The sequence below is a fragment of the Streptomyces sp. MA5143a genome (genome assembly GCF_900290235.1).
Lineage (GTDB): Bacteria > Actinomycetota > Actinomycetes > Streptomycetales > Streptomycetaceae > Streptomyces.
Genome location: NZ_OLMK01000042.1, coordinates 1 through 17,829, shown reverse-complemented (window position 1 = coordinate 17,829; position 17,829 = coordinate 1). Strand labels below are relative to the sequence as shown.

Annotated in this window: 11 protein-coding genes; 7 read left to right on the top strand and 4 right to left on the bottom strand. The window is 71.0% G+C overall.

All coding sequences use genetic code 11. The features are described from left to right. The first annotated feature begins 5 nt into the window (after positions 1–5). Genes SMA5143A_RS19500 through SMA5143A_RS19490 form a run of 3 tightly spaced genes read left to right on the top strand, consistent with a single transcriptional unit; the run spans position 6 to position 1,930 of the window. Positions 6–635, top strand: coding sequence for a hypothetical protein (locus SMA5143A_RS19500; RefSeq protein WP_107464250.1), 630 nt, complete (start codon positions 6–8; stop codon positions 633–635). A gap of 6 nt (positions 636–641) precedes the next feature. Further along, a complete protein-coding gene (locus SMA5143A_RS19495; protein ID WP_107464187.1) occupies positions 642–1,553 on the top strand; it encodes a pentapeptide repeat-containing protein in 912 nt (303 codons plus the stop codon). Continuing rightward, positions 1,523–1,930, top strand: coding sequence for a cytidine deaminase (locus SMA5143A_RS19490; protein WP_107464186.1), 408 nt, complete (start codon positions 1,523–1,525; stop codon positions 1,928–1,930). The genes SMA5143A_RS19495 and SMA5143A_RS19490 overlap by 31 nt, the downstream gene beginning before the upstream one ends. A 200-nt stretch (positions 1,931–2,130) precedes the next feature. Here the strand turns inward: SMA5143A_RS19490 and SMA5143A_RS19485 are convergent, their stop codons facing one another. After that, on the bottom strand, positions 2,131–2,769 hold the full coding sequence (locus tag SMA5143A_RS19485) for a TetR/AcrR family transcriptional regulator (protein ID WP_181361933.1): 639 nt from the start codon (positions 2,767–2,769) through the stop codon (positions 2,131–2,133). 195 nt (positions 2,770–2,964) lie between these two features. Here SMA5143A_RS19485 and SMA5143A_RS19480 point away from each other — a divergent pair, with 195 nt between their 5' ends. Then, on the top strand, positions 2,965–3,915 hold the full coding sequence (locus SMA5143A_RS19480) for an ABC transporter permease (protein WP_107464184.1): 951 nt from the start codon (positions 2,965–2,967) through the stop codon (positions 3,913–3,915). Next, positions 3,908–4,762 carry an ABC transporter ATP-binding protein gene (locus SMA5143A_RS19475; RefSeq protein WP_375136518.1) on the top strand — a complete coding sequence of 285 codons (855 nt, stop codon included), beginning with the start codon at positions 3,908–3,910 and terminating at the stop codon, positions 4,760–4,762. The genes SMA5143A_RS19480 and SMA5143A_RS19475 overlap by 8 nt, the downstream gene beginning before the upstream one ends. 49 nt (positions 4,763–4,811) lie before the next feature. On the opposite strand, the gene SMA5143A_RS19470 is transcribed toward SMA5143A_RS19475, so the two are convergent. After that, complete coding sequence (locus tag SMA5143A_RS19470; protein ID WP_107464183.1) at positions 4,812–5,918, bottom strand: glycosyltransferase; 1,107 nt, start codon at positions 5,916–5,918, stop codon at positions 4,812–4,814. Then, positions 5,915–8,818, bottom strand: coding sequence for a bifunctional glycosyltransferase/CDP-glycerol:glycerophosphate glycerophosphotransferase (locus SMA5143A_RS19465; RefSeq protein WP_258193616.1), 2,904 nt, complete (start codon positions 8,816–8,818; stop codon positions 5,915–5,917). Before SMA5143A_RS19465 ends, SMA5143A_RS19470 begins: the two co-directional genes overlap by 4 nt. 152 nt (positions 8,819–8,970) lie before the next feature. Between SMA5143A_RS19465 and SMA5143A_RS19460 the strand changes: the two genes are divergently transcribed. Together SMA5143A_RS19460 and SMA5143A_RS19455 are read left to right on the top strand one after the other, a co-directional pair. After that, the gene (locus tag SMA5143A_RS19460; RefSeq protein WP_181361932.1) at positions 8,971–10,017 is read left to right on the top strand and encodes a serine/threonine-protein kinase; all 1,047 of its coding nucleotides are present in this window, start codon (positions 8,971–8,973) and stop codon (positions 10,015–10,017) included. A 65-nt stretch (positions 10,018–10,082) separates the two neighbouring features. Further along, a complete protein-coding gene (locus SMA5143A_RS19455; protein WP_308812040.1) occupies positions 10,083–12,056 on the top strand; it encodes a serine/threonine-protein kinase in 1,974 nt (657 codons plus the stop codon). Positions 12,057–12,122: 66 nt separating this feature from the next. Here the strand turns inward: SMA5143A_RS19455 and SMA5143A_RS19450 are convergent, their stop codons facing one another. Next, a complete protein-coding gene (locus SMA5143A_RS19450) occupies positions 12,123–17,099 on the bottom strand; it encodes an NAD-glutamate dehydrogenase (protein WP_107464182.1) in 4,977 nt (1,658 codons plus the stop codon). Positions 17,100–17,829 lie beyond the last annotated feature (730 nt).

The window sequence follows — 17,829 nt, the reverse complement described above, 5'->3', positions numbered from 1 at the left end:
CGCTCCTGCGCTCTCCGAGAGAGTGCGCGTCATGGACGTGGGATCTCGAAGAGTTCGTGCCCCGTGGCCTGGAATCCGCGCTGACCGTCGCGGCCCGGATGTCCGCCGTTCTGCGTGAACACGAACTCCTTGTGCCCGAAAGCCTCGAATGGGACTGGTTCGTGCACGGCAGCGGCGGCACGGGGCTCAGCACTCGTATGTCACTCCCGGGGCCGATCGACGACGAGGAAGTACCCCTGCGTGTCGCACGGAGCCGCCCCGTGGGCTTCCCCGACGCTCAGGTCGGGAGCATCCTCGTCGTGGGGTCCGGGACCTGGACCGACTCGAGGGGGCAGAAGCACGGGGAACACCGGCTGGTCGAGTTGACGGTGGCGCCCGATGCGCCCGGGGTCTGGGCGGAACTGGCCGTCTTCCACGACATCTGGGGACCCTTCGACTTCCGGGGCCTGCGGCATCCGGAGGTCGAGGAGCGGAACGCCCCGCGCCTCGCAGTGGCCCTGCAGTCGCTCGAGGCCCTGCTGGGGGTCTCCGCCGAGCCCGGCGATCCGACGTACTTCGGCAGCGCCGAGGGCCACGGTGTCAAGGCCCCGGACGTGATCGGCGGCCGGGGCCCGGACCTGACCGACCTACTCTGAGCCGCAGTGCCCGAGGAGTCACGGAGGGAACCGGTCGGGGAGGCCAGGAGATGGCATCCCAACGGCACCCTCGCGTCCCTGCGGATCACGACCGGGGACCACCTCCCTCTCGCGACATTCGAGTGGCACGAGTCCGGTGCACGGATCCGTGGGCACGATGCCGTCGGCCTCGACCTGAGCGGCCTCGACCTGAGCGGCGTCGACCTCTCCGGCGTCAACCTCTCGGAAAGCTGGTTCACCGATGCGAAGCTCGCGGGCGGCAAGCTCGTCGGGTCGGACCTCTACCGCTCCGACGCTCAGGGCGCCGACTTCTCCGGGGCCGATCTGTCCTGCGCCTCGCTCGTGCGCGCGAATCTCGACGACGCCGTCCTGCGTGGTGCGGTGCTCGACGGCACGGCCCTCGTCAAGGCGTCACTCTGCGAGGTCGACGCCTCGGGCGCGTCCCTGCGCGGGGCCCGCCTGATGGGCGCGTCACTCCTGGACGTCGATCTTCGTGGGGCGGATCTTTCGTACGCCGTTCTGCGGGAGAACTCCTTCAAGGTGACGCTGGATCGAGCGACGCGAGTGGAGGGGCTTTCGGGGACGGTGTTCGGCCCGGTTCGCGTAGTCGGTCCGGAGGGGGTCCGCGAGGTCGGCGGTGCGGAGTTGGAGGAGTGGGTGGAGATGCGCGGCGGCGACATTCGGGTCCGAAGGGGCCGGTGGGATGCGGGCAGGGGTGACACGGTGACGGCTCGAATCGGTGCTGCGTGCGGCGGAGCTGGGGGAACTCGCCCGGCGGTCGGCCGCGTAGAGCCGTTCGGTGCGCCGGGTCCGGCGATATGCACTTGCGTCGGGCCGGTCGTCCGAGGCAACGTCTGCGGCCGGCCCAGAAGAACAGGAAGAGGACCATGCGGAGCGATGACGTCGATCACGAGCTGATCCGGGCTGCGGCGCACGTCGCCCGCACCCGTTGCCAGGGCGACAACCACACCATGGCCGCGGCGGCCCGCGCCCGGGACGGGCGGATCGTCACCGCGGTCAACGCCTACCACTTCACCGGCGGCCCCTGCGCCGAACTGGTCCTCATCGGCGCGGCGGCCGCCCAGGGCGCCTACGAGCTGGACACGATCGTCGCCGTCGGGGACCGGGACCGCGGGGTCGTGCCCCCGTGCGGCCGGTGCCGCCAGGTCCTGCTCGACTACTTCCCCACCCTCAAGGTCATCGTCGGCCAGGCCGACCGCCTCCGCGCCGTCCCCATCACCGCCCTGCTCCCGGAGAGCTACATCTGGGCCGCCCACCAGCTCGACACCGACTAGCCCCGGCTTCCCCCGACCCTCAGGGCCGGACCGCCGGGCCACCGCCCGAGGAACGGCCACCAGGGCCAGGCCCCAAGGGGCGCGGGGAACTGCGCGATCAACCCCCACGCGGCCGCGGAGCCCCACGCACCTGAGCCGCCCCCACCTCGGGCCGGCCCACCGGCCGGCCATCACCCGCCAACCGCCGACCGCCCTGCCCCCTACAACGCCCGCAACGCCGCCGCGGTGGCCCGCGTCAGCCCCTCCAGATACCCCTTCGGCAGCTTCGGCGTGCGGACCACCACCGACCGCCAGTACAGCGGACCGGAGATCAGATCCAGCGCGAGGTTCTCGTCCACGCCCGCGCGCACCTCGCCCCGCGCGACCGCCGCCGCGACGATGCCCACGGCGACGCTCTGCTGTCCCTCGCTCAGCGCCTTCTGCATGGCCTCGGCGATGTCGGGGTTACGGGCGGCCTCCGCCTGGAGGTCGGGGATGATCTGCCCGGCCACAGGGTGCCGCAGGGCGCGCGACGTGACCTCGTAGAGCAGCCGGAGGTCGCCCTCCAGGGACCCCGTGTCCGGTGTCGGCAGCCCCTGCACCGCCACGGCCGACACCAGGTCGAGCACCAGGTGCAGCTTGGAGCGCCAGCGGCGGTACACCGCCGTCTTGCCGACGCCCGCACGCCGCGCGATCCCCTCGATGGACATCCGGGCGTAGCCGACGGCCGCGAGCTCCTCGAACACCGCCGCCCTGATCGCCTCGGTCACGTCCTCGCGGAGCACGGCCGCCCCGGCGGGTGCCCGGCGGCGCGGCCGGGGCGGAGGCTGAGCCGCGGAGGGGTCGGCGTTGGTCGTCATGCCGACCAGCATAGGGGCGTCACGACGAAACGGTTGCGTTCCGACGTCCGATCGGCTTACGCTCACGTAACGACGATACGGTCCCGTCCCGACGTAAGGGCAGGGCAAGAGAAGTACCGAGAAACGCCGAGAAAAGTAAGAGAGCGGCACCCGCCCCGTCCCGTCGCCCGCCCCCACCTAGCGAAAGCAGCGGATGTGAGCCAGGTCCTCGACACACCGCCCCCGACCGATACCGGCACCCCGACCACCGGCGTCGCGGCCTCCGCCGAGACCCCCGCCGAGACCCCCGCGCAGCTCGCCGCGCGCCACGGCCTCACCGTCAGCGGGGCCCGCCCCTCCCTGGGCGCCTACGTACGGCAGCTGTGGGCGCGGCGGCACTTCATCACGGCCTTCGCCACGGCGAAGCTCACCGCGCAGTACAGCCAGGCGAAGCTCGGCCAGATCTGGCAGATCGCCAACCCGCTGCTCAACGCGGCCGTGTACTACTTCATCTTCGGCGTCCTGATGGGCACGAAGCACGGCGTCCCGGACTATGTGCCGTTCCTCGTGACCGGCGTGTTCGTGTGGACGTTCACCCAGAGCTCGATCATGGCCGGCACCCGGGCGATATCCGGCAGCCTCGGCCTGGTCCGCGCCCTGCACTTCCCCCGGGCCTCGCTCCCCGTGTCGTACTGCCTCCAGCAGCTCCAGCAGCTGCTGTTCTCGATGGCCGCGCTGGCCGTGATCCTGCTGGCGTTCGGTGTGCCGGTCACCCTGTCCTGGCTGCTGATCGTGCCCGCCCTGGCCCTGCAGTTCGTGTTCAACGCCGGTGTCGCGATGGTCATGGCCCGCATCGGTGCCAAGACCCCCGACATCTCCCAGCTGATGCCGTTCGTGCTGCGTACGTGGATGTACGCGTCGGGCGTGATGTTCAGCATCGACCGGATCCTGGCCAACCGCGATCTGCCGTACGCCGTGCATCTGTTCCTGGAGTACAACCCGGCGGCGCTCTACATCGACCTCATGCGGTTCGCGCTCATCGACAGCTTCGGGGGCGGCCAACTCCCCCACCACGTCTGGGCGGTCGCCGCGGGCTGGGCGCTCGTCGCGGGCGTCGGCGGATTCATCTACTTCTGGAAGGCTGAGGAGACGTACGGCCGTGGCTGACACCAACACCCTCCCGGGCACGCGGCGGGACACGCGGGGCGCCATCGACGCACGGGCCCGCACCGTCGTGGACGAGCCCGTCCCCACCGTCGTCGTCGACGGCGTCGACATCGTCTACCGGGTCAACGGCACGGGAGCCGGGCGCGGCACCGCCACCGCCGCGCTGAACCGCATGCTCCGGCGGCGGAAGAGCGAGAAGGCGGCCGGTGTGCGCAAGGTGCACGCCGTGCGCGACGTGTCCTTCACCGCGTACCGGGGCGAGGCCATCGGGCTCATCGGCACCAACGGGTCGGGGAAGTCGACGCTGCTCAAGGCCGTGGCGGGGCTGCTGCCGGTGGAGAACGGCCGGATCTACACCGACGGCCAGCCCTCCCTGCTCGGGGTGAACGCCGCGCTGATGAACGACCTCACCGGCGAGCGCAACGTGTACCTCGGCGGGCTCGCGATGGGGATGTCCCGTGAGCAGGTCCGTGAGCGGTACCAGGAGATCGTCGACTTCTCCGGCATCAACGAGAGGGACGACTTCATCACGATGCCGATGCGGACGTATTCCTCCGGAATGGCGGCGCGGCTCCGGTTCTCCATCGCCGCGTCCAAGGACCACGACGTGCTGCTGATCGACGAGGCGCTGGCGACGGGCGACCGTACCTTCCAGAAGAGGTCCGAGGCGCGCATCCGTGAGCTGCGCAAGCACGCCGGGACCGTGTTCCTCGTCAGCCACAACAACAAGTCGATCCGCGACACCTGCGACCGGGTGCTGTGGCTGGAGCGCGGCGAGCTGCGGATGGACGGGCCGACGGACGAGGTGCTGAAGGAGTACGAGAAGTTCACCGGCGGCAAGAAGTAACCGCCTGACCGCCCCCGCCCCGCCGGCTCCCCGTGAACCGCCGGGGCCGTCACCTCTCCAGGAACGCGAAGAGGTTCTCCCACCTGTCCACGATCTCGGCCGTCCCGTACCGCCGCACGTTCTCCCTCGCCCTGTCGCCCATGCGGTCCCGCAGTGCCTTGTCCGACATCAGCAGGTCCAGCTTGCGGGCCAGTTCCGCGGTGTTGCCGGGCGGGGCCAGCAGGCCGTCCTCGCCGTCGGTGACGATCTCGTGGACGCCGGGCGCGCAGTCGAACGCCGCGCACGGGACGGCCATCGCCATCGCTTCCATGAGGGCGAGCGGGAAGCCCTCGCCCCGCGAGGAGAGCGCGAAGACGGAAGCCTCCCGGAGGGCGGCCGGGACGTCGGCGGTACGGCCCATCCAGGCCACCGCGTCGTCGAGGCCGAGTGCCGTGCACTGCTTGCGCAGCAGCTCCTCGTCCTCGCCGGACCCGTAGATCCGCAGGGTCCAGTCGGGGTGGGCGGGGGCGACCTCCGCCCAGGTGTCGAGGAGCATGTCGACGCCCTTCTCGTCGCTCAGCCGGCCGATGCTGACGACGGCCTTCCCGGTGCGCGGCGAGGGCACGTCGGGCAGCCAGGGCACGGCGTTCGGCATGAACGAGGCGTTGTTGAGGCCCTCGCCGATCCACAGGTCGGCGTCCTCACGGGTGAGGACGAGCATGCGGTCGACGTCCGCGTAGTACTTCAGGACGCGGCGGAAGCGGGAGCTGGCCTTCGCCGTCTCGTACGACTCGTGGCTCATGCCGATGACGGTCAGTCCACGGGTGTCGGCGCGCCGCACCCACTCCATCGCCCACACCTGGGTGACGACGACGACCGCGCCCGGGCGGGCCGCGCCGAAGATCCGGGTCAGCCGGGCGGCCCGGTCCCGCATGCTCGCGTCCCGTGCCCGGCCGGGGGCGGGCGGCTGGCCGTCGTACAGCCTGGTCGTGGGGTAGGGGAGGTCGCCGAGGTCGTGCGGGTCCTCCGGTGTGGCGATGCCGATGACATGGACGCGGTGGCCCCGCTCGGTGAACAGCCGGGCCATCTGGTGGGTCCAGCTGGTCACCCCGCCCAGTTCGTCGACGCTGTTGGCGACGAGGAAGATGTCCCGCCGCCCGTCCCGCTGCCCGGTCACTTGCGCCTCCAGTCGGAGAAGAACTCGTCGACGATCCGCCGCGCGGCCGTGCCCTTGTCGTACTCGCCGAAGGCGGCCGTGAACCGCTCCCGCGCGGCCGCGTACTTCACCGACTGCTCCTCCAGCGAGGAGCCCGCGAGGACGGCGTGCAGCTCGTCCTCCGTGCGGACCACCGGCCCCGGTGCCCGTTCCATCAGGTCGAAGTAGGTGCCCCGGCCCTCGTGCACGTACGCGTCGTAGTCGTACGTGAAGAACAGCATCGGGCGGTCCAGGAGCGCGTAGTCGAACATCACCGACGAGTAGTCCGTGATCAGCGCGTCGGCCAGGGCGAGGAGGGGCGTCACGTCGTGGTGGCCGGACACGTCGACGACGCGGCCCCGCACGGACGGTGGGAGCACGACGTGGTTGAGGTAGTGGGCGCGGACGAGGAGGACGTACTCGTCACCGAAGGTCTCCGCGAAGCGCTCCACGTCGAACGGCAGCGCGAACCGCTTCTGCCCCGACTGACGAAACGTCGGCGCGTACAGCAGCACCTTCTTGTCGGCGGGGATGCCCAACTCAGCTGCCAGGGGCGGGCGTTCGGTGGCACCTCGGGCCTGGACGAGGACGTCGTTGCGGGGGTAGCCCACCCGCAGCAGTGCCTTCTCGCGGAGGCGGAACGCCTTGGCGAGGGTGCGCACGTCGTGCTCGGAGCGGATGAGGAAGCGGTCGAAGCGGTCCAGGGTGCGCTGCTGCTCCGCTTGCGCGGCCCGGGACTTGAGCTTCCAGCTCGGCTCGTCGAAGCCCATGCGCTTGAGGGCGGAGCCGTGCCAGGTCTGGAGGTAGGTCGTGCCGGGCCGCTTGGTCAGCTTCAGGGGGTAGCTCTGGTTGTCGATCCAGAACTCGGCGCGGGCCAGCGCCCTGAGGTAGGGCAGGGACCAGCGGCGTACGAGGGTGGCGTCGGAGGGGAAGCCGTCCGGGCGTCCCGCGTACGACCACACCGCCTCGAAGTCGAGGCCCTGGCGTCGCATCTCCTCGTAGATCGCCCGGGGACTGTCGCTGTACTGCCGGCCGAGGTGGCTCTCGAAGACCACCAGGCGCCGGCGCGGGGGCAGCCGCAGGAACGCCTCGTGATAGAGGCGGATCTTCGTGTCCCCTGAAGTGGCCTTCTTGCGCAGTGCCTTGGCCTTGCGGTAGCCGGTCTTGGCCAGTCGCCCGGGGGTGCCGCGCAGGCCGCGGACGACGAGATCGTTGGCCTTTTTGTCCGGGACCAGCCGGAAGGCGAGGTGGCCGCGGGCGGAGATGTGCGGCTCGACCCGGTCGGCGACCAGCCGGGTGAGTCGGGGGCGGACCGGCAGCCGCCCGGTCGCGAGGCCCGGTTCGGCGGCGGTGAGCCGCGTCGAGGTCCGCTCGCCGTCGACACCGAGATGGAGGCGGACGTCCCACACCGCGTCCACGATGCCGAGCGGCCGCAGGACCTTCTCGATGTCGGCGGTGGCCTCCCACGACACGTACGGGCCCTCGTGCCGTACGGCGGCCACCGGCACCCGGAAGGTCCGGAAGCGGACGCCGGGGCGGCGGGCGTAGAACTCCAGCTCGGCGGTGAGCCGGGCGCCGGGCGGGATGACCCCGAGGGGGTTGGTGACACGGCCGGCGAGCCGGACGACTCCGCTGCGCCCCGGCCGCGTGTACTCGGTCAGCTCGTTGCGCAGGAACATCTTCCCGACCGGCCGTGCGTGGTAGCCGAGTTCGGTGACGTCCAGGATCCGCCGTGCGAAGGGGTCCTCCTCGATGTGCTCGGCACACCAGTAGATCCGCCCGTCGCGCTCGGCCATCGGGGCGGACACCTTGTCGCGGTTGGTGAGGGTGTCCACGGCGGGCAGCAGGTTGTCCCAGTCACGTTCGCGCAGCAGATAGGCGCAGATCGCGTGGATGGGCTCGACCTCGTCGTACGCGGCCGGGTCGATCGACGCCAGATAGGCGTTGGCCAGCGCGGCGAACTCCTGGCGGTAGGCGGCGTCCCGGAACGGCAGATCGCGCAGGTGCAGCACCAGGTCGTGCTTGAGGAACTTGACGTCCTTGGCGAACTTCAGCTCCGGCAGACCCCGGTCGGCGAGGAGCCGGTCGACCCTGCGGTGGATCTCCATACGGTGCGCGAAGTTGGCGATCTCGGCCCGCCGGTTGCTGATCGACTCGGCGCCGGGCCGCTCGACGACGTTCCAGTCGTAGACCCGGTTGGGGATGAGCGTGATCCGGCGGGCGGCCGCGTACACCTGGGCGGAGAAGAACAGGTCCTCGTAGTGGATGCCGACGGGGAACTCCAGGCCGCCCTCGACCAGGAAGTCACGCCGGTAGCACTTGTTGGTCGACAGGGTGTCGTACACCAGCAGGTCCGGCAGCTCGGAGACGGAGTCGAGCGTCCGTGTCCGGGAGTACAGCCACGGATACCACTTGACCTCCTTCTTCGTACGGGTGTCCACGTGCACGCGGACGCACAGCCCGGAGACGAGGTCGGCGCCGGTCGTCTCGGCCGCCTCCAGCATGTTCCGGCAGGCGTTGCGCTCCAGGACGTCGTCGCTGTCGAGGAACAGGACGTACGCGCCGCGGGCCCGCCGGATGCCCTCGTTGCGCGGCGCGCCGCAGCCGCCGCTGTTCTCGGGGAGCCGGTACGCCCGTACGCGGTCGGGGTGGAGGGCGGCGAGCCGGGCGGCCACCTCGTACGAGCCGTCCGAGCTGTGGTCGTCGACGATCACGACCTCGACGCCGCGCAGCGTCTGCTCCAGGACCGACCGGACGGCCGTGGGCAGCCTGGCCTCGTCGTTGTAGACGATGACGACGACGGACACGGCCGGCCCGGCGGGTACGGCAGGCCCGGCTGTCGCTGAGTGCGGCTGCTGCTCCACGTTCACCCCAAACATCATGCTTTGTTCCCTCTATAAGGCATCGCGCCGTTGAGGGCCACTCAGGTAGAGGCCGTGGGAGGTACCCGGGTTGCGTCCGGGACGGGGTGGGGCCGCGTCCCCCGCGATACCCTCCGGGGGGACGTGGGAGCGGGAGCAGAGGGGGCCGGTCGATGCGCGGGGTGGTGCCTGGGCCGCTGCGGGCGGACGATCCGCGGGAGATCTCCGGGTATCCGCTGTACGCCAGGATCGGCGAGGGCGGCATGGGCACCGTGTACCTCTCCCGCAGCCGGGGCGGCCAGCCGGTCGCCCTGAAGTTGGTCCGTCCGGAGTACGCCGACAGCCCGGCCTTCCGGGAACGCTTCGCCCGCGAGGTGGCCACCGGCCGCCGGGTCTCCGGCTACCACCTGGTGCCGATCGTCGACCACGACGCGGCGGCGCGGCGCCCCTGGCTGGCCACGCGCTACGTACCGGGCGTCCCGCTCGGCGAGGCCCTGGACACCCACGGCCCGCTGCCGATGCCGACGGTCCTGCAACTGCTGGCCTGCGCCGCCCACGCGCTGGACGCCGTGCACACCGCCGGGGTCATCCACCGCGACCTCAAGCCCGCCAACCTGCTGCTCGCCACCGACGGGCCCTGGCTGCTCGACTTCGGCATCGCACGGGCCGCGGGCGCCGCCACCCTCACCACCGCCGGCCGCCTCATCGGCACCCCGCGCTACATGTCCCCCGAGCACGCGCTGGGCCGCCGGGTCACCTCCGCGTCGGACGTGTTCGCCCTCGGTCTGGTCGCCGCGGTCGCCGCCACCGGACGCCACCCGTACGGCCGGGGCAACCCGCTCGCCATCGCGACGCGCATCGCCGCGACCGACGTCGACCCGCCCGCCCTCGACGGCATCGACCGGCCCCTGCTCGACGTGATCCGCCGCTGCCTCACCGCCGACCCCGTCGCCCGCCCCTCGGCCGCCGACGTCGCCGAGCACTGCGCGGGAGCGGCCCGCAGGGACGTCCGTGACTTCACCGGCTGGCTCCCGGCGCCCTTCGCGACGTCCGTGGCCATCATCGAGACGGCCTTCCACACCCTGTCGCTCACCGAGGCCCCGACGGCTGCGGTCCCCCCGAGCCTGGCGCAGGCGCCGACGGTGCGCGGGGTCCCGGCGACGGCGCCGATCACCGTGCGGGACGAGGAATGGCAGCGCCGGGTACGGCGCGAACCGTAGCCCCTTTTACGGCACCACGTACCGGTACCCACACGGAACCGTAACGCCTGCTCCAGGTGTCGTAAGTGCCGTATAAGCTTCGGAACCGCTTCAAGTGCCCGCTCACGGCACAGGAGTTCGGCACCGTACCGGGGGAGGCTCCCATTACCACCAGCACTGGCGACATCCTGAGCCCTCTGGGACCGCAGGACCCACGAGAGACCGCCGGCTACCACCTGCAGGCCCGCATCGGCGAGGGCGGCATGGGCACGGTCTATCTGTCGCACACCCGCGGCGGCCAGCCGGTCGCCCTGAAGGTCATCCGCCGGGAGTACGGCCAGGACGCGGACTTCCGCCGCCGCTTCGAGCAGGAGGTCCAGGCCGCCCGTCGTGTCCAGGGCTACCACATCGTCCCGGTCGTCGACCACGACACCACCGGCGAACTGCCCTGGCTGGCCTCCGCGTTCATCGCCGGCATCCCCCTGCACGACGCCCTCGTCGCGTTCGGGCCGCTGCCGCTGCCCGCCGTCTTCCAACTGGTCGGCTGCGCGGCCCGCGCCCTGACGTCCATCCACGCGGCCGGCGTCATCCACCGCGACCTCAAGCCCAGCAACATCCTGCTGGGCACCCAGGGCCCGTACGTCATCGACTTCGGTATCGCCCGCGCCGCCGACGCCACCCAACTGACGCAGTCCGGCGGCCTGATCGGCACCCCGCAGTACATGTCCCCGGAGCACGCGCTCGGCGAGCGGGTCACCCCGGCGACCGATGTGTTCTCCCTCGGTCTGATCGCGGCGGTCGCCGCCACCGGGCGCCACCCGTACGGCGACGGCGGCGCCATCACGATCGCCGCGCAGATCGCCAACACCGCCCAGCGCCCGCCGCAACTCGGCGGTTTCGACGAGCGGTTGCGGCCCCTGCTGGAGCGCTGCCTGACCGCCGATCCGGCCGAGCGCATCGGCACGGAGGAACTGGCGGCGCTCTGCCAGGAGTTGGCGGGCCGCGGCCTCAGCGACTTCAACGGCTGGCTGCCGGAGCCGCTCACCGCCGAGATCGCCCGGCGCGAGCAGTCCGCGCAGACCCCGCCGCAGCCGACGGCACCTCAGATGCCGCCGGCGCCCCCGGCCACGGCTCCTCCGACGGCGCCCCCGACCACGGCTCCGGCGGCCGCTCCCACGCCCCCGCCGCACGACCCGGCGGCGGGCACCACCCAGGGCGTACCGCAGGCGACCCCGATGGCGGGCTTCGGCCCCGCCGCCCAGGGCCCCGCCCCGGGCTACGGCTACCCGCAGCCCGCCGCCCACACGTACAACCTCACCCCGCAGGCCCCCGCCCCCGCCCCGACGCCGCCCAAGAAGAGCCGCCGCGGTCTGAAGGCCGGCCTCATCGCCCTCGTCCTCGTCCTGGCGGTCGGCTCGGGCGCGACGGCCGCGGTGTACCTGATGGGCAAGAAGGACGACGACAAGGGTTCCAGCAGTACGGCGAGCGGCGACAAGGCCAAGAACGAGGAGAAGGACAAGCCGAGCCCGACACCGACCGAGTCGGAGACGGGAACGGACGACGGTCAGGGCTCCGGAGACACCACCGGGGGCACCGGCACAACTCCCACGGGCTCCGCGCCGCCCGCCGAGGGCGCCAAGTACACCAAGATCGTCGACAGTGTGCCGATCACGGTCCGGGGCCCCGACTCCGGCCTCGACAGCACGTACGTGGACCTCGACCAGCCGCTGGTGGACCCCACCAGCTCCCAGATGGACTACGAGGACGCGGAACTGCGCATCGACGGCTCGGCGGTGTCGTTCGGCACCTCCATGGGCGAGGCGAGCGGCTCCACGGACAAGGAGTGCCGCGCGGGCGCGGACCAGAACCCCTACACGGACAGCCTGTCCGCCGAGTCCATCAACCGGGACGAGCAGATCGCCAAGGGCGACTACCTCTGCACGATCACGAGTGACGGCAACCTCGCCCTGTGGGAGGTCACCGAGGTGAAGTCGCCCCAGGACCAGGACTACATGCCCGACATCCGCGGCACCGTCACGGTCTGGAAGATCACGACCTGACGCACCACGTACAGGGGGGCGCCCCCGGGTTCCGAGGAACCCGGGGGCGCCCCCCTCGCCGTACTCCTACGAGTGCGTGCGCAGCAGGGTGCGCATCGTGCGCATGGCCACCGACAGGTTGGCCAGGTCGAACGCGTCGGAGCCCTGGATCTCCTCCAGCGTCGTCCGGGCGCGGCCCAGGATCGGCGCGTTCTTCTGCTCCCACACCTTGAACCGCTGCTCCGGCGTCGACGTGCCGTTGCCGGCGGACAGCACGTCGGCGGTGAGGGAGGCGTGCGCCGCGTACAGGTCCTCGCGGATCGCCGCGCGGGCCATGGACTGCCAGCGGTCGGCGCGCGGCAGCTCGATGATGCGGTCCATGAGCTGGGTGATGCTCAGCCGGTCGGCGAGGTCGTAGTACACCTCGGCGACCTCCATCGGCGTCCGGCCGACCCGGTCGGCGACGGCGACGATGTCGAGCGTCGGGAACGCCGAGGAGAAGCCCGCCACCCGGGTGGCCAGTTCCTCGGGGACGCCGACGCCGGCCAGCTCGTCGTAGATCTGCTGGTACCACTCCAGGTCCGCGCCGCGCAGCAGCTTGGGCAGCTCGCCCCAGACGAGGTCCACGCCGTCCTTGAAGAAGGCGATGGTCTCGCTCAGTTGCAGCGGCTGCGGCCGGTTGTTGAGCAGCCAGCGCGTGCCGCGCTCGACGAGGCGCCGGGAGTGCAGCCGGATCCGGGTCTGGACGGCGGCGTCGACCTTGTTGTCCAGGCCCTCGACGGCGTCCCACACCGCGCCCGACCCGAAGATCGCGCGGGACGCGGTCTGCGCCCGGACGATCTCCTCCAGCGAGGCCCCGGTCTCCTCCCGCAGCCGGTGCAGGAAGCTCGTACCGCCCGTGTTGACGGTGTCGTTGACGAGCAGGGTGGTGACGATCTCCCTGCTCAGCGGGTGGCTGTCGATGTGCTCGGAGAACTGCTGGCGCAGCGCGGTCGGGAAGTACGTGTGCAGCAGGGTGTGCAGGTACGGGTCGTCCGGCAGCGAGGTGTGCAGCAGCTCCTCGGCGACGGTGATCTTCGTGTACGCGAGGAGGACGGCCGTCTCCGGGCCGGTGAGGCCGTGCCCGGTGTTCAGCCGCTCACGGATCTGCCGGTCGGTGGGCAGGAACTCCAGCGCCCGGTCGAGGTGGCCCTCCCTGACCAGGTGGCGCATGAAGCGCTGCTGGGCGTGGAGCATGTCCTTGGACTGGGCGAGGGCGTTGGCGATGGCCGTGTTCTGCGCGTAGTTGTTGCGCAGGACCAGTTGGCCGACCTCGTCGGTCATCTCCGCGAGCAGCTTGTTGCGCTGCTTGACGGTCATGTCGCCCTCGGTGACCAGACCGTTGAGCAGGATCTTGATGTTCACCTCGTGGTCGGAGGTGTCCACGCCCGCGCTGTTGTCGATGGCGTCGGTGTTGACCCGTCCGCCGTTCTGCGCGAACTCGATCCGGCCGAGCTGGGTCAGGCCGAGGTTGCCGCCCTCGCCGACGACCTGGACCCGCAGGTCCCCTCCGTCGACGCGGATGGCGTCGTTGGCCTTGTCGCCGACGTCGGCGTGGGACTCGGCGCCCGACTTGACGTACGTCCCGATGCCTCCGTTCCACAGCAGGTCGACCGGCGCCTTGAGGATCGCCCTCATCAGGTCGGCCGGGGTCATCTTGGAGATCTTCTCCTCGATGCCCAGGGCGTCCCGGATGTGGCCGTTGATCGGGATGGCCTTGGCGGTGCGGGGGAAGACGCCGCCGCCGGTGGAGATCAGCTCGGCGTCGTAGTCCTCCCAGCTGGAGCGCGGGAGTTCGAAGATCCGGCGCCGCTCGGCGTACGAGGTGGCCGCGTCGGGGTTGGGGTCGATGAAGATGTGCCGGTGGTCGAAGGCGGCGACCAGTCGGATGTGCTCGCTGAGCAGCATGCCGTTGCCGAACACGTCACCGGACATGTCGCCGATGCCGACGACGGTGAAGTCCTCGCTCTGGGTGTCGACGCCCAGCTCCCGGAAGTGCCGCTTGACGGACTCCCAGGCACCGCGGGCGGTGATGCCCATGCCCTTGTGGTCGTAGCCGGCGCTGCCGCCGGAGGCGAAGGCGTCCCCGAGCCAGAAGTTGTACGACTCGGCGACCTCGTTGGCGATGTCGGAGAAGGTCGCGGTGCCCTTGTCGGCGGCGACGACGAGATAGGTGTCGTCCTCGTCGTGCCGGACGACGTCGGCGGGCGGGACGACCTCTCCGGCGACCATGTTGTCGGTGATGTCGAGCAGCGCGGAGATGAAGGTCCGGTAGCTGCGGATGCCCTCGGCGAGCCAGGCGTCGCGGTCCACCGACGGGTCGGGCAGCTGCTTGGCGACGAAGCCGCCCTTGGCGCCGACCGGCACGATCACGGTGTTCTTGACCATCTGCGCCTTGACCAGGCCCAGGATCTCCGTGCGGAAGTCCTCACGCCGGTCGGACCAGCGCAGTCCACCGCGGGCGACCTTCCCGAACCGCAGGTGCACGCCCTCGACACGCGGCGAGTACACCCAGATCTCGAACGCCGGGCGCGGCGCCGGCAGGTCGGGCATGGCCTGCGGGTCGAACTTCATGGAGACGTAGTCGTGCGGCTTGCCGCCGGCCGCCTCCTGGAAGAAGTTGGTGCGCAGCGTCGCCTTGATGACGGTGAGGAAGGACCGCAGGATGCGGTCCTCGTCGAGGGAGGCCACCTGGTCGAGCGCGGCGTCGACCTCTTCGAGGAGCGCGTCGACGATCTCGCGTCCGGCCCGCTGCCGGTCGGGCGACATCCGCGCCTCGAACAGCGACACGAGCAACCGGGTGGTGTGGACGTTGTTGCGGAGGGTGTCCTCCATGTAGTCCTGGCTGAAGGTGGACCCGGCCTGCCGCAGGTACTTGGCGTACGCGCGCAGCACCATGGCCTGCCGCCAGGTGAGCCCGGCGCTCAGCACCAGGGCGTTGAACCCGTCGTTCTCGGCCTGCCCGGTCCAGGTGGCGGCGAACGCCTCCTGCACCCGCTCCCGGGCGTCGCCGCCGAGGAAGTCGCCGGCCGCCGACCGGGGCATGCGCAGCCCGAAGTCGTAGATCCAGGCGGTCGTACGGTCCTCGCGGCGCAGCTCGTAGGGCCGCTCGTCGATGACCTCGACGCCGAGCCGGTTGAGGACGGGCAGCACCGCGGAGAGCGAGACGGAGCCGCCCTTGCGGTAGATCTTGAACCGCCGTTCGTCGGGCGCGGCGCCCACGGGCTCGTAGAGGCTGAGCGCGAAGTCCTCCTCCTCGCCGAGCTGTTCGATGTTGACGAGGTCGGCGACGGCGGAGCGGGGGCTGTGGTCGGCCTTGTAGCCCTCGGGGAAGGCGTTGTGGTAGCGGCGCAGCAGTTCGGCGGCGCGCTCCTCGCCCAGTTCGGCGTTGAGGGCCTCGCCGAAGCCGTCGGCCCAGGAGCGGGCGGCCTCCACCAGGCGGGCCTCGACGCGCTCCTTGTCGGCGTCGGTCAGCTGGGGCAGCTCGGTGCCCTGCGGGACGCGGACCACGAAGTGCAGCCGGGAGAGGATCGACTCGGTGTTCCAGGCGGTGAAGTCGACGCTGGTGCCGCCGAGTTCCTCCTTGAGGATGTCGATGATCCGCAGCCGTACGCCGGTGGTGTACCGGTCACGCGGCAGGTAGACGAGGGCGGAGTAGTAGCGCCCGTACTCGTCCTGCCGCAGGTAGAGCCGCAGGCGCCGGCGTTCCTGGAGGTAGAGCACGGAGGTGACGATGGACCGCAGCTCGTCGGCGGGCGTCTGGAACAGCTCGTCGCGCGGGTAGGTCTCCAGGATCTGGAGCAGGTCGCGTCCGTCGTGGCTGTTGGGCGAGAACCCGGCGCCCCTGAGGACCTCGTCGACCTTGCGCCGGATGACGGGGACGCGGCGGACGGACTCGGTGTAGGCGGCCGAGGAGAACAGTCCGAGGAACCGTCGCTCACCGACGACGTTCCCCTCGCTGTCGAACTTCTTCACGCCCACGTAGTCGAGGTAGGACGGCCGGTGGACGGTGGCGCGGCTGTTGGCCTTGGTGAGGATGAGGAGGTTGTGCTCGCGGGCCTTGGCGCGGGCGTCGGCGGGCAGCCGCTCGAAGGAGGAGCTGACGGGGTGGTCGTCGGGCCCGGCGTGGTGCGGGTCGGCCCGCAGGATGCCGAGCCCGGTCCCGGCCACGGCGGCGAGGGTGTCGTCGGGGCGCAGTTCGTACTCGCGGAAGCCGAGGAAGGTGAAGTGGTCGTCGGCGAGCCAGCGCAGCAGCTCGCGGGCCTCCTCCACATCCTGGTCGCGCAGGTCTCCGGCGGTGGGTTCGGTGGGCAGTCCTTCGGCGATGCGCAGCGCCGCGTCCCGCATCTTCTCCCAGTCCTCGACGGCCTCCCGCACGTCGGACAGCACCCGCAGCAGGTCGTTGGTGATCTGCTTCAGGTCGCCCCGGTCCGTCTCGCGGTCGATCTCGACGTGGATCCAGGACTCGATGTGCGCGTCGTGCGGAAGCGTCTCGCCGGCGGCCACGGCCGCCGCGGCGGCGGCGACGGCGGACGGCTCGCTGACCAGTTCGACGAGCTTGCCGGTCACATCGCGGCGGACGACGACCTGCGGGTGGATGACGACGTGGATGCCCCGTCCCTGCCGTGACAGCTCATTGGTCACGGAGTCGACGAGGAAGGGCATGTCGTCGGTGACGACCTCGACGACGGAGTGGCTGCAGGTCCAGCCGTTCTCCTCCACGGTCGGGGTGTGCACCCTCACGTTGGCCGTGCCCTGAGGGCGGTTCTCGGCCAGTCGGTAGTGGGAGTAGGCGGCTCCGAAGACGTCGACCGGGTCACGGCCGCTCAGGTCCTCCGGGGCGGTGTGCAGGTAGTAGCGCTGGAGGAACGCGAGCACGGTGTCATGGTCCGGGGTGTCCGGTGCACCCGCGGCACTCCCGCTCGTCGTCCCAGTCGGTAGGTGCCCCCCGACCGGGCTGTTCTCAGCTACCCGGGCGGCCCTCTCGAGCAACTCGGCCTTGGCTTCGTCCAGCTTGGTCTGCATTGTCCTCTGGCTCCTGTCGCGCGCCGTTGCGTGACGTAGAAGGAAGTACGGCTTCGGCCCCTCCGACGCGACGGCACAACACGGGGTGTCCGGTCTGCTTCGACGCTATGCCGCGGGGCGAGATGAGCGGGAGGTAATCGGCCATTCTGGCCACCGAACAGGGGTGTGACGCTGCTCTCGGCGTCGGCCTGGTGAATTCGTTCGGCGCTCCGGGGGCCCTCAGGACCCCCACCCGCCCGCGAGGACCAGCGACCGCCGCCCGGTCACGGATGTCGTCCGTGCTCACCGGGCGCGGGGCAGGGACGACGACGTCCCCGCGAACTATCGCGCTGATCACGCCACCTAGGCTATCGCTCCTTACAGGCCCCCCGTCATGAGCCGTATGTGTACAAAACCGGGGCCAGAACTTTGACATTCCACACAGAGACAACCACCCGACCTCCACACTCACCCCGCCCACCCGAGCATACTCCCGCTCAACTGTGCCTCCTGGACAGGGCGCGGCCAGGGTTTTTCCCGGGGGAGGTGCCCGACCCGGGGGCGTGGCCGGACGCCGGGTGACCGGAATGCGCCGGGTGAGGGGTCGAGGCGACAATCGGAGGGTGAGGCTGCCGCCAAGCTGGTGGCGAAAGGCCCGCGTCGGCACGACGCGACGCACACCCCCTTGGCAAACCGTTCCTAAACACTGAGCGGGAGTGGGTCCTGTTGCCAGAACTCATGCTCAGCCGGG